Raw genomic sequence first — 13717 nt, forward strand, 5'->3', positions numbered from 1 at the left:
AGTCTTAAATCTCCTCCAATGAAAATTGTTGTTATTGGAAACGGCATGGTGGGATATAAATGCTGCGAGAAACTGCGAGCCAAAACCACCCCCGACACAACAGAGCTGATCGTATTTGGTGAAGAGCCGCGCCCTGCCTATGACCGTGTTCACCTCACTTCCTGGTTTGATGGCAAAACAGCAGAAGACCTGCTGCTCGCCACACCTGAATGGTATCTGCAAAATGATATACGCCTGCACCTCGCCGATCCCGTGGTTGCCATTGACCGGGAAAAGAAGACAGTGCATTCTTATAAAGGAATAGTGGAAACTTATGATTATCTCATCCTGGCCACAGGATCTGCAGCCTTTGTACCTCCCGTACCAGGCATCGATAAGAAGGGTGTGTTCATTTACCGCACCATTGAAGACCTCGAAATGATGAAAGCCTATGCTCCACGCGCAACAAGCGGCACTGTAATAGGCGGAGGCCTCCTCGGTCTGGAGGCAGCCAAAGCCCTGCTGGACCTGGGCATTACAGATACGCATATCATCGAGTTCTCCTCCCGCCTGATGCCCCGTCAGATCGATGATAAAGGCTCTGACCTGTTGCAGGAGAAATTATTACAGCTCGGACTTAAAGTACTTACCAACAAGAATACCAAAGCCATCACCGGTGATGAATATATTACCGGGTTGCAGTTCACCGATGATACATTCCTGTTAACGGATATATTAATAGTGTCTGCAGGTATCAGGCCGAGAGATGAGCTGGCAAAGACCGCCGGGCTGGAAACCGGCATCCGCGGTGGCATTGTGGTGAATGAATATATGCAGACGTCTGATCCCTTTATATATGCCATCGGTGAATGCGCGCTCTTTAATAATATGATCTACGGCCTTGTGGCGCCAGGCTATGAAATGGCGGAGGTAGCAGCAGCACATATCAATGGAGAAGAAAAGATGTTCACCGGTTTTGATATGAGTACCAAACTGAAGCTCATCGGTGTGGATGTGGCCAGCTTCGGCGATCCGTTTACGCCGGCTGAAAGCTGCCGGAGCATTACGTTTGAAGACAGACATAGAGGCATCTACAAGCGCATCGATGTTACACCCGATGGAAAGCAGTTGCTGGGTGGTATTCTCATAGGCGAAGCGTCCGCTTATAATATACTGCTGCAAACCGCAAAGAATAAACTGGAACTGCCGCCAGACCCCGAGTCTTTACTGATGGGGCCTGCCCGCGAAGGTGCACCCACGGGCGCAGGCATTGCCGCGCTTCCGGACGAAGCCGTCATCTGCAGCTGTGAAAACGTGAGCAAAGGCGCTATCTGCCAGGCCGTGACCGATGGTCATGAAACGCTGGATGATGTTAAGAAATGTACCAAAGCCGGCACCTGCTGCGGTGGCTGTGCGCCTATGGTAAAAGACATCATCACTGCTACGATGAAGGCGCAGGGTAAATACATCCGCAACGTGATCTGCGAACACTTTCACTACTCCCGGCAGGAGCTGCTGGACCTGATAAAAATAAAGGCACTGTACTCATATGACGAAGTGTTGGATCATTATGGTCACGGTGAAGGATGCGAGATCTGTAAGCCAGTGGTGGCCTCCATTCTGGCAAGCCTCTGGAATGATATGATCCTGAAAAAAGGGAATGATACTGCGCAGGATTCCAACGACCGCTATCTTGCCAACATCCAGAAGGGGGGTACTTACTCTGTGGTGCCACGTGTTCCAGGCGGAGAGATTACACCTGAGAAGCTGATCGTTATCGGTCAGATCGCACAAAAATATCATCTCTATACAAAGATCACCGGCGGCCAACGTATCGATCTTTTCGGTGCACATCTCGTTGACCTTCCGAAAATATGGGAAGAACTGATTGCGGCAGGTTTCGAAAGCGGCCATGCATATGGCAAAGCACTACGCACTGTAAAAAGCTGTGTAGGTTCCACCTGGTGCCGCTTCGGCCTGCACGACAGCGTAAGCTATGCGATCCGCATTGAGGAACGTTACCGTGGCCTGCGTGCCCCACACAAAATCAAGTCGGCCGTATCCGGCTGCATCAGAGAATGTGCAGAAGCACAGTCAAAAGATTTCGGCATCATCGCCACAGAAAAAGGCTGGAACCTATACGTGTGTGGCAATGGCGGCTCTAAGCCCCAGCATGCCATATTGCTCGCTGCTGATCTCGACAGTGAAACCTGTATCCGCTACATCGACCGCTTTCTGATGTTCTATATCAAAACAGCGGACCCGCTTACCCGCACCGCTACCTGGCTGAACAAACTCGAAGGAGGCATAGAGTATCTCCGCAACGTAGTAGTGAACGACAGCCTGGGCATTGCCGCACAGCTGGAAAATGAAATGCAGCAGCTGGTAGACAGCTATAAATGTGAATGGAAAGAAGTGGTGGAAAACCCGGAGCTGCGCAAACGCTTCTCTCACTTCATCAATGCTCCGGAGGACAAAGATCCTACCGTGAAATTTGAGACTATGCGTGGTCAGAAAAAAGCGATTGACTGGAAATAATTTTCTTCATAAAAACATATTGCTATGTCTGTTTCTTCAACAACGATTCACTGGTTCTATGCCTGCAAAACATCGGACGTACCCGGCAATGGCGGAGTATGTGTAAAGTATGGCGACGAACAGATCGCCCTGTTCTTTTTCGCCCGTAGAAATGAATGGTATGCAACACAGAACATGTGTCCGCACCGGAGGCAGATGGCATTAAGCCGTGGGATGACCGGCACGGTTAAAGATGAGCCGAAGGTGGCTTGTCCTTTTCACAAAAAAACATTTTCCCTGCTTGACGGCCGTTGTCTTACAGACGAAGCGGAATGCGCACTTACCGTATATCCTGTACGTGTGGTGAATGATCGTGTATACATCGGCGTTAGTGAGGGCACAGAAATGGCAGCAGTATAATGACGAAACCCGGCAGCGGGCAGGCTAGCCGGGCTTCTGATCTGAATTGATTGGCTCAATTAAAATCAACCAAAGGTACATGAAAAAATGGTATCGTGGCGGCAAATGGCTCATGCTGCCCGGGCTACTGTTATCGCACTGTGGCTATGCCCAGTTTATACTGGGTGCCCAGGTGCGTATACGGCCCGAACTACGCAACGGGCAGGGCGCTCCGCAGACACAGGGAGCGCCGCCCGCCTTCTTCACTTCTCAACGCACCCGGCTGATGGCCGGTTTCAGTGCCTACCGTATCAAACTTGGACTAACAGTACAGGATGTACGTGTCTGGGGGCAGGATGTTTCCACCATCAATCGTACTACTACGCCGGATAACAACGGCATCATGCTTCATGAAGCATGGGCAGAGATCATGCTCACGGATACGGTTATTAAGAGCCGGAGTTTGTCCATCAAAGCTGGCCGGCAGGAACTGGTATATGACGATAGCCGCCTGCTGGGAAACCTCGACTGGCTACAGCAGGGGCGGCGGCATGATGCGGCCGTGATCAGGTATGAAAGCAGCAGCTGGACCATGCATGCCGGATTTGCATTTAATCAGAATAAAGAAAAGGCGTCCGGCACAGAATACAACCCTGTACCGCCTGGTAACTACGCCGCCAATACAAATGGCGGCATGGCTTACAAGAGCCTGGAATATTTGTATGTATCCAGGATGTTCAAAACAGGTCATCTCTCCTTCCTTTTCCTGTCTGACCAATTCCCGAAATATCATATCGACAGCGTAGAGCATACAGCTGTGAAAGTGTGGGAGAGCGCCACTTATGGGCGGTTTACTACAGGACTGTTTTATACAGGCAGGAGTGATCGGTTGTCGTATACTGCTACCGCTTATTTTCAGGGTGGAACTAACGGTAACGGGCAAACGGTAAGTGCATCTTTGTGGTCAGGAGTGCTGCAATATGCTGTCAGCAAGGTTTTTAGTGCCGGAGCTGGTGCGGATTATATCACACCTGATTTTGATCCTTTGTACGGTACGCCGCATAAGTTCTGCGGTACTATGGACTACTTTTATGCAGCCAGTCCCTTTGGCAATAAAGGCCTGCAGGATTACTACATCCGGAGCAGGCTGAACGCAGGCACCCGCTGCATTATCGCGGCAGATGTCCATGGATTTTACAGTACCGCTGCTTTGAATGGCAAGAAAAGATACTTCGGTACGGAAACAGATATCACTGCATCTTATACACTAACAGACATAATCGGATTGGAAGCGGGCTACAGTCACTTCTGGAGTACAGTTGCACTGGCGCAGGTAAAGAATGTTGTCAATGCTGCGTCTAACAGTAATTGGGCCTACGTTATGATCAATATCCATCCCCAATGGAAGATTAAGTAATCCTTAAAAAATAAAACAATGCCGGTTCTCGATAGATTAAAATTATTCAGTCTGAATACGGTGCAAATGCGCACTTTTCATATTACGTGGCTGATGTTCTTTGTGTGCTTTTTCGGATGGTTCGGCCTGGCGCCTTTGATGCCAACTATCAGAACAGATCTTGGTCTTACAAAAGCGCAAGTGGGAAATATTATCATCGCTTCCGTATCGGGTACAATTATAGCAAGGCTGGTAATAGGCCGCCTCTGCGATACCTGGGGGCCACGCAAAACCGCTATACGCCTGCTGTTGATAGGTTCGTTGCCGGTATTCCTGGTAGGACTGTCAAAGGATTATACCTCTTTCCTGTTGTTTCGGTTAGCTATTAGCATCATAGGTGGATCTTTTGTGATCACTCAATTCCATACTTCTCTGATGTTTGCACCAGCCATCAAAGGTACAGCCAATGCCATCACCGGAGGATGGGGGAATTTGGGAGGCGGCGTTACCAATATGGTGATGCCACTGGTTTTTGCTGCAATTGTAGGTTTCGGCTATACTAAACCGGAGGCGTGGCGTTATGCCATGATACTACCCGGGGTGATGATGCTGGGTGTCGCCTGGCTATATTATCGTTATACAAAAGATACGCCGGATGGAAATTTTGATGAGATAGACCGTGGCAGGATGCAAAGCAAAACAGATTGGTCCGTATTGGCGGATTGGCGTATATGGGCACTCACACTGGCTTACGGCGCCTGCTTTGGTATGGAGATCACGTTTGATAACGTGGCTGCTCTGCACTTCGTGGATACTTTTCATCTGCCACAGGGTGCTGCCGGTTTCTGGGCTGGTATCTTCGGATTCATGAACCTCTTTGCCAGGGCACTCGGAGGTATGGTATCGGACAAGGTGGGCGCCCGGGCCGGTATGAAAGGGAAAGGAATATTGCTGGCCTTTGTGCTATTGCTGGAAGGAATCGGTCTGGTATTTTTTGCACAAGCGGGATCATTCGCTATGGCTATTGTGTCGATGCTGGGATTTGCACTCTTCCTGAAAATGGCTAACGGTGCTACTTACGGTATAGTACCCTTCATTAATGAGAAGAATGTCGGGTTGGTGAGCGGAGTTGTAGGTGCTGGCGGGAATTTAGGAGGTATGATGTTCGGATTCCTTTTTAAATCGGAACACATTACATATGTACAAGCGTTCACGTATATCGGGCTGGCGGTGATAACGGTCGGCTGTATTGTGCTGCTGACGAGATTTGCACCTAAAGCGGAAGGAGAGGAGTTAGTAACAGCTCCTCCGGTAGTGGCTTCCTGATAATCTTAAAGGATGAATATGTTGTCTACACTTAAAACGACCTGTTGTTATTGCGGTGTTGGTTGTGGTATACTGGTGCATAAAGACCGGCAGGGGAAGTTGCATGTGGATGGTGATCCAACACATCCGGTTAATAAGGGAATGCTATGCTCCAAGGGCATGAACCTGCATTATACGGTGATGGATACTTCCGACAGGTTGCTTTATCCTGAGATGCGTTATCACCGGAGCCTGCCGCGGCAGCGAGTTACGTGGGACCAGGCGTTGGAGCGTGCGGCAGCTGTATTTTCTTCCATTATAAAAAAATATGGCCCTGATGCGGTGGCATTTTATGCATCAGGTCAATGTCTTACAGAAGAGTATTATGTAGTGAATAAGCTGATAAAGGGTTTTATCGGCAGTAATAATATTGATACCAACTCCCGCCTTTGCATGAGCAGCGCTGTAGCGGCTTACAAGATGGCGCTGGGAGAAGATGCAGTTCCGGGTACTTACGACGATATAGAACAAGCGGACTGTATTTTCGTGGCGGGCGCCAATCCTGCCTGGTGCCATCCTATACTTTGGCGCCGGGTGGAAGCTGCCAGGGCGGCCAATCCCCGGTTGAAGATCATTGTCAGCGATCCGCGCGTAACACAGAGTTGCAGCATCGCGGATTTGCACCTGCAGATCATTCCCGGGACAGATATTGTATTGCATCATGCTATCGGCCGCCTGCTTATTGAAGACGGTCATATTGATCACACGTTCATCACGCAACATACCGATGGTTTTGCAAAGTATGAGCTCACCGTGATGCAGCGTAGTATAGAAGAAGCTGCGGCCATCTGCGGAGTAGAGGAAACTGCCATCCGTGCAGCCGCTGATATGATAGGCGGCGCCGGGGGATTTATGACATTATGGACGATGGGACTGAATCAGAGTGTGATAGGAGTGAATAAGAACCTGAGTCTTATTAACCTGCACCTGATCACGGGACACATCGGAAAGCCCGGCAGCGGTCCGTTCTCTTTAACCGGCCAACCCAATGCGATGGGTGGTCGGGAAGTAGGTGGCCTGTCAAACTTATTACCAGCACACCGCGTACTGAGTAATGCAGAACATCGCCGCCAGGTGCAGGAGTTCTGGGGCGGCACTACTATCTCAGATAAACCCGGACTTACCGCCACTGAAATGTTTGACGCGCTGGATGATGGCCGCCTGAAGGCGATCTGGATTATGTGCACCAATCCGCTGGTGAGCCTGCCCGACGCACGCTTCGCGGAGGCGGCATTGCAAAAGGCAAAGTTTGTGGTGGTCCAGGAAATATCTTCCAAACCTGAAACCCTGCACTATGCAGATGTGGTGCTGCCAGCCGCTGCATGGACGGAGAAGGAAGGTACTATGACCAATGCCGAGCGCCGTATCAGTTACCTGGGGCGGATTACAGCCCCGCCAGGCGAAGCGCTGCCGGATGCGGAAATCATCTGCCGGTTCGCACAGAAAATGGGATATAACGGCTTTGGGTATACAAATATGGAAGATATCTACAAAGAACATGTGCGTCTCACTGCGGATACCAACATCGACATCAGCGGACTTGACTATACGGTGCTCAGGTCGCAACGCAGTGTGCAGTGGCCTTATCACGAAGGGGCAGGCACACAAAGATTATTTGCTGATCACCAGTTCTATACAGACAACAGCCGCGCTAAGATCCATAGCTTTGACGATGCAAATCAGTCCGAGCCATTATCATCAGAGCTGCCACTGATACTCACTACCGGCCGCATACGGGACCAGTGGCATACCATGAGTAAAACAGGTAAAGTGAATAAGTTGAAGCAGCACATTAATGCAGCCTTCCTGGAAATACATCCTGAAGACGCCGCCGCGCGGGGAATCAGTGATGGTGACATTACAGCGATTACCAATGGCAGGGGAGCTGTACGTGTCAAGGCAAAGCTCAGTGATACCATCAGGAGGGGAGTGGTGTTTCTTCCTATGCATTGGGGAAAGATCCTGCAGAATGACCTGCACAGGGCCAATAATCTTACCCATAAGTTACTCGATCCTGTATCAAAGCAACCAGATTTTAAGTATGCGGCAGTGCAGGTGCAGCGCTATCGAAAGCCGGTACAGAAAATTGTGATAATAGGTGCAGGAGCTGGAGCCTGCGGTTTTGTGAAATCTTACCGGGAGCTGAATACAGAAGATGAGATCGTGGTATTCAGTAAAGAAGACCTGCCCTTCTACAACCGGGTGATGTTACCGGATTACATCAGCGGTACACAACAATGGCGGCAGCTGGTGAAGATGACCAGTGCGGAAGAAAAAGAGTACAATATCACATTGCATCGCGGTGTGAGCATCGTGCATATCGACCGCTCCAGAAAAGAAGTGACCGATAGCAATGGCAACGTACATACGTATGATATTCTGTTGCTGGCCACCGGCAGCAGGGCCGCCACACTGCGGGACGTGCCGCCGGTTCCGGGTATTTTCACTATGCGTACACGGATGGATGCAGATGCTTTTAAGGCGCATATTGATCCGGATAAGGGTCGGGTCATGATCGTGGGTGGAGGATTGCTGGGCATTGAGCTGGCCGCCTCGCTGCGGGAGATGGGCATACCAGTTGGCGTTATACAGCGAACTTCCCGCCTGATGGACAGACAACTGGATACGCTTGGCGGCCAGTTGCTCTTTGAAGAGCTGACAGACCGCGGCATTGAGATCTGTTATAATGATGAAATAGACCGGTTTGCCGGGCGGGAGCAACTGGAAGGTATCCATATGAAAAGCGGCCGCTATATTCCTTGTCAGGCGGTGGTGATGTCCATAGGTACCATACCTAATATTGAGCTGGCCCTGGCAGCACAGTTGCAATGCAATCGCGGCGTGATTGTCAACGAATACCTGCAGACCAGCGACCCGGATGTTTTTGCTGTTGGCGAGATCGCATCATTTAATGGCATGCTGTATGGTATCACAGCGGCAGCAGAGCAGCAGGCAGCTGTGGTGGCGCGCTTCCTGAACGGCGACATCGGCGCCTGTTATCGTGGCTCGCTGGCGATGAATATTCTCAAGATGCATGGCACAGACCTTTGTTCCATTGGCATGGTGGAAACCCCCAAGGATCCCGCTTATGAAGAAATATTATTCATCGACCGGGCCAAGCGCTTTTACAAGAAATGCATCATACATGAAGACCGGCTGGTGGGCACTATTTTAATTGGAGATAAGACGGAGTTCCTGGAATTCCGGGATCTCATCGAACAGCGCATCGAATTATCTGACAAGCGCCTTGAGCTATTGCGGTCTGGTAAGAAGGGAACGGCCGTGATGGGCAAGCTGGTCTGTTCCTGCGGGAATGTTGGAGAAGGAAATATACAGGAGAAGATAGCATCCGGTTGCGATAACCTGCAGCAGCTGTGCCAGGCATCAGGTGCGGGAATGGGCTGTGGTAGCTGCAGACCGGAAGTGAAAGCGCTGTTGGAAAAACATTTACAGAAAGCTAAACAGGTAGCAGTATCATAATGGCAAAACAGGTACACACACTACAGGTCAACTTCACTGGAGGGATCATCTCTCCCGGCAAATTGCATGAGTTGCTGGACATTGTATCGTCTATGACGATAACGTATATACGTTTTGGATTACGTCAGCAATTGTTAATAGATGTGCCAGATAAATATATGCCTGATTTCATATCAGCTTGCAGTGATCACCAGATCAATCTTTCCACATATCCTAACATCCTCAGTTCCTATCCTGCGGCAGATATTTTTATCAATAATACCTGGCTGACGGAGGGTATTTACAAAGACGTATTTAACCTGTTTGACTATTCTCCGGCATTGAAAGTAAATATCTGTGACAGCCGTCAGACATTTGTTCCGCTGTTTACAGGGCATGTCAACTGGGTGGCTTCCGGAAGTCTGCATTACTGGTATCTTTACCTGCGGCCGCCGGGTAGTCAGCAGCTGTATGCATGGCCGGAACTGATTTATACCAACAACATCGCCATTGTGACAAAGGCGGCCGAAATCCTCTTACAGGAAGGGGTACAACCGGATGTTATTTGTCAGAGCGTAAAGGAATCCGTATCGTATATCTTCAAGGAGAAGACTGAAGATCCTGCTTTACCTGCCTTCCGGCTGCCTTACTATGAAGGGTTTAACAGGCATCATAATACTTACTGGCTGGGTATTTATCGCCGCGATGAAGATTTTTCAGTGGCATTCCTGAAAGAGGTGTGTAAGATCTGCATGCAGACCCGTATAGGACAGTTGTATGCAACGCCCTGGAAGTCTCTTGTGATCAAGGATATTGAAGCCATGCACCGTAACCTCTGGGATTATGTGCTGGACAAACACGGTATCAATGTGCGGCATGCTGCCAATGAACTGAATTGGCAAGTGGAGGATAACTGTGAGGATGGTCTTGTACTCAAGCGGCACATCATTCGTTATTTTGATGTGGCGGATGTGCGCACATATGGATTATGCTTCAGTGTGAAAATTCAGCGGCCGGCGAGTCTATTTGGTAATATTATCATCCGGCGCAGGGAGAACCGCCACGGCAGTCAGCTGAAATATATGCAGCGTTATGACATCTTCCATACAGCGGGTTTCAGCGCGAATGCCGCCACAATAGTACCTTACCGGCAGAACGTATCAAAAGAGCATCTGGGGCCCTATGTGGCAGCCCTTTGCAAGTTATTTTATGAACAGAAGAGTGAAACGGATATCCTGGAACATTTTGTGCAGGAGCAACAGCAATCCATACAGATCAACGAGCCGGAGCATATCGTTTATCAGTGCAGCAGTTGCCTGACAGTATATGACCCTGCTGCGGGAGATGCTGCCCAGGGGGCACCCCCCGGAACGCCATTTGATGCATTGCCGGCTGAGTATAGCTGCTCGGTATGTGATGCAGGAGTAGAAGTATTTAAGGAAGTGGGATACGAAAAGTTAGTTTATCAGAAGAGATGAGATTCTGATCTTGTTAAAACATTTTCTCCAATAGTCTTTTATTGGCTATTATAATCCTGCCGGTGGCGGTCATTCCTTCTCTGATTAGCAGTGGTTTTCCGGCGTCGTCTTTCAGACCTGATGGGAAGGATAGCCATACCTGGTAAGAAGAGTCTGTCAGGACATTATTGATGAGCACCACTCTGGCAGGTATCGTAAAGTTCTCTCCTGCTATCTTTACCAATGCCTGCTGGCCTTTCCTGATTTTTATTATGTCATCAGGCGATATATGCATAATTCCAAACGGATTATAAGTGGCAGGCATTATATAGAGCAGAGGAGTGCCTACCGCAGATGATACCATATTTTCAGACGGAACGGCGAATGATGCATTACCGTCTATGGAGGCGGTCAGCTGATGTTTTTCGTTCCCTGTCCATGCCAGAATTTGTCCTTTTGTTACCTTTTCCCCGTCCTGTACCAATACCTTAAATGTACTGTCACTGGCAGGCATGGTTATCACCTGTGGTGAAGCAGCCAGGTTAAGTTTTAGCGGATACTCAATTGTCTCCGGGTACCTCACTATCCAACTTACAGTAAAGAGCAATAGCGACAGCAGGAAAAAAGCGCCTGTTCCGCTTCGCACGAGCCAGTGTGGCGGTCTGCCGATCAGTTCCTGGATTTCGGTACTACGGAGCGGCAATGTGATTTCATTCTCTTTTTCTTCTGCCATAGTTAATAGTTTCATTAGTTCCCTAATTCCAGTTGATTCCTCACAAGTTCATAATAGGCACCTTTTGATGCGATCAGCTCCTGATGAGTGCCAGATTCAATTAAACGGCCTTTATGCAGCACAACTATCTGATCGGCATTTTTAACTGTGCTTAACCTGTGTGCAACAACTACAACAGTTTTTCCTTTAAAGAATGATTCAAGATTTTCCATAATCACTTTTTCGTTGTTAGTATCGAGGGCGTTGGTAGCTTCATCAAAAAATATATACTCCGGATTTTTATAGATAGCCCTGGCGATTAAGATCCGTTGCTTCTGTCCCTGGCTGATACCGATGCCTTCAACACCTATTTTTGTATTGATACCCAGGGGCAATTCTCCGATGAAATCTTCAATATTGGCCATCCTGATGGCATGAAGGAGCTTTGCGGGGTCCGGCGCTTCGTCACTTATGGCGATATTGTTGGCTATGGTATCAGAAAAAATGTAATTGTCTTGCAGCACAGCACCGAAGTTATCGCGCCATGTCCTGGTGTTGATCATGTGCAGTGGATAAGCGCCTACTTTGATGATTCCATCCTTGGGATGATAGAACTTCATCAGCAGTTTCAATAGCGTAGTTTTCCCGCTTCCGCTGGTGCCAACGACAGCGGTAGTTTTCCCTTCGGGGATATGAAGCGATATGTTTTCCAGCACAGGCGGAGTTTCTGTTCCGGGATATCTGAAGGAAATATCTTTTAAGTGGATACTTTTATCTGATGGAATAATTAATATCTGCGGCGTATTGTCGGTATTTTCACTGGTAATGTTTTCCCTGCTTTCAGCTGGTATTTCATCCGGCATGGAGTGTATCTCGTTCAGTCTTTCCAGGCTGATCATGGCATCCTGGCTACTTTGAATGAAGTTAATGAATTGCTCCAGCGGACTGTTTAATTGTCCGATAATATATTGGATGGCCAGCATGCCACCTAGCGACAGAGAGCCGTCAACGACTGCTTTTGCAGATAAAAAAGTGATGAGTATATTTTTACCCTGGTTGATAAAAAATGCACCTCCCTGCTGAAGTTGTGACAGCGACAGCGCTTTTATACTAATTTTAAAAAGCCTGGCCTGCAACCTTTCCCATTCCCATCTCTTCGATAATTCACAATTATTCATCTTGATTTCCTGCATGCCATTTATCAGTTGGATCACCTTACCCTGGTTCTGCGCGGCAATATCAAAGTGTTTATAGTCCAGCGCTTTCCGGCGTTTAAGAAATAGCAACACCCAGAGCACGTACAGCACACTGCCTGTAATGAAGGTGGAGAATATTTTTATATCATAGGAAATAATAACAATGCTGAAAACAAAAAAATTAAAGAAGGAGAATAGTGTATGTAGGGCAGGACCTGTGAGAAAGCTCTGAATTCTTTGCTGGTCGTCCATTCGCTGCATGATGTCCCCAATCATTTTGCTGTCAAAAAAAGATATCGGCAATTTCATCAGTTTGATGAGGAAGTCAGAAAGTATGGATACATTAATGCGGGTATTGATGTGTAGAAGTATCCAGCTCCTCAGAAAGTCGATGGTTGCCTGCCCGGTAAATAACATCAGTTGTGCCAGCAGGATCAGGTAGATGAATCCAATGTTCCGGCTGTTAACACCAACATCTATTATTGATTGGGTCAGGAAAGGGAATATCAGTTGCAATGTACTTCCGATAACAAGCCCCATCAGCAATTGCAGCAGCAATCTCTTGTACATCCACAGGTAATTGAAAAGCACAGTGAACTTCATCCGGTTATCTTTCTCTTCTTCTGCGAGATAGAATGACGGGGATGGTTCCAGCAGTAAAGCAATGCCCTCCTGTTGGGCGCCATTTGCCGTACTTGCCCAGTTGCTGTTAAATTCTTTTTTACTGAAATCTATCAGTGATTTACCCGGATCAGCGATATACACTTTATCTCCTTTAATTTTCCTTACAACTACGAAATGGTTTTGCTGCCAGTGAGCAATGAAAGGAAATGATCCTTCTTCTTCCAGTTTATCAATACTTGTTTTTACAGCTACTGTATGAAACCCGAGCGCTTCGGCTGCACGTCCTATTCCAAGCATTGAAACGCCTTCCCTGCTGATGCCACTTTTGTTTCTCAGGTTTTGTAACGAGTAACTTTTCCCATAATGTTTTGCAATCATGCGGAGGCAGGTGGGACCGCAATCCATGGCATCAAGCTGTTTGTAGAAAGTAAAACTCATGGTTGAAGAAGTATGAATGCAGTAATATAACGATAGTAGTTATTATAAAATAAGGGTATGTTGACAGTTGAAATAAATTACATTGTTCATAAAGTAATTTTACTAAAAAAAATTTATTAAAAAATAGGAAAAATGAAAAGAAGCCTTATATTTGATTCATAACAGAAAAAAGTTT

At 48.0% G+C, this 13717-nt stretch carries 8 protein-coding genes; 6 read left to right on the forward strand and 2 right to left on the reverse strand.

Going from position 1 to position 13717, the window contains the following annotated elements:
- Positions 1-18: 18 nt before the first annotated feature.
- The 6 genes from nirB (at position 19) to VM802_RS21520 (ending at position 10593) form a co-directional block, all read left to right on the forward strand.
- Positions 19-2517: a nitrite reductase large subunit NirB gene (gene nirB, locus VM802_RS21495; protein WP_325534416.1), complete on the forward strand. Its 2499-nt coding sequence runs from the start codon at positions 19-21 to the stop codon at positions 2515-2517.
- Between the two features lie 24 nt (positions 2518-2541).
- Entirely contained in the window at positions 2542-2916 is a 375-nt protein-coding gene (gene nirD / locus VM802_RS21500) for a nitrite reductase small subunit NirD (RefSeq protein WP_325534418.1), read from the forward strand.
- 79 nt (positions 2917-2995) lie between these two features.
- Positions 2996-4312, forward strand: coding sequence for an alginate export family protein (locus VM802_RS21505; RefSeq protein ID WP_325534420.1), 1317 nt, complete (start codon positions 2996-2998; stop codon positions 4310-4312).
- A 66-nt stretch (positions 4313-4378) separates the two neighbouring features.
- Entirely contained in the window at positions 4379-5617 is a 1239-nt protein-coding gene (locus VM802_RS21510; protein WP_325534422.1) for an MFS transporter, read from the forward strand.
- Positions 5618-5635: 18 nt separating this feature from the next.
- Positions 5636-9136 (forward strand): molybdopterin-dependent oxidoreductase, encoded by a 3501-nt coding sequence (locus tag VM802_RS21515; RefSeq protein ID WP_325534424.1) that lies wholly within the window; start codon positions 5636-5638, stop codon positions 9134-9136.
- Entirely contained in the window at positions 9136-10593 is a 1458-nt protein-coding gene (locus VM802_RS21520) for a rubredoxin (protein ID WP_325534426.1), read from the forward strand. Before VM802_RS21515 ends, VM802_RS21520 begins: the two co-directional genes overlap by 1 nt.
- Before the next feature lie 13 nt (positions 10594-10606).
- Here the strand turns inward: VM802_RS21520 and VM802_RS21525 are convergent, their stop codons facing one another.
- Together VM802_RS21525 and VM802_RS21530 are read right to left on the reverse strand one after the other, a co-directional pair.
- Positions 10607-11305, reverse strand: coding sequence for an HlyD family secretion protein (locus tag VM802_RS21525; RefSeq protein ID WP_325534428.1), 699 nt, complete (start codon positions 11303-11305; stop codon positions 10607-10609).
- A gap of 14 nt (positions 11306-11319) precedes the next feature.
- Positions 11320-13542: a peptidase domain-containing ABC transporter gene (locus VM802_RS21530; RefSeq protein ID WP_325534430.1), complete on the reverse strand. Its 2223-nt coding sequence runs from the start codon at positions 13540-13542 to the stop codon at positions 11320-11322.
- Between the last annotated feature and the right edge of the window lie 175 nt (positions 13543-13717).

The sequence above is a fragment of the Chitinophaga sp. genome (assembly GCF_035538455.1).
Taxonomy (GTDB): Bacteria; Bacteroidota; Bacteroidia; order Chitinophagales; family Chitinophagaceae; genus Chitinophaga.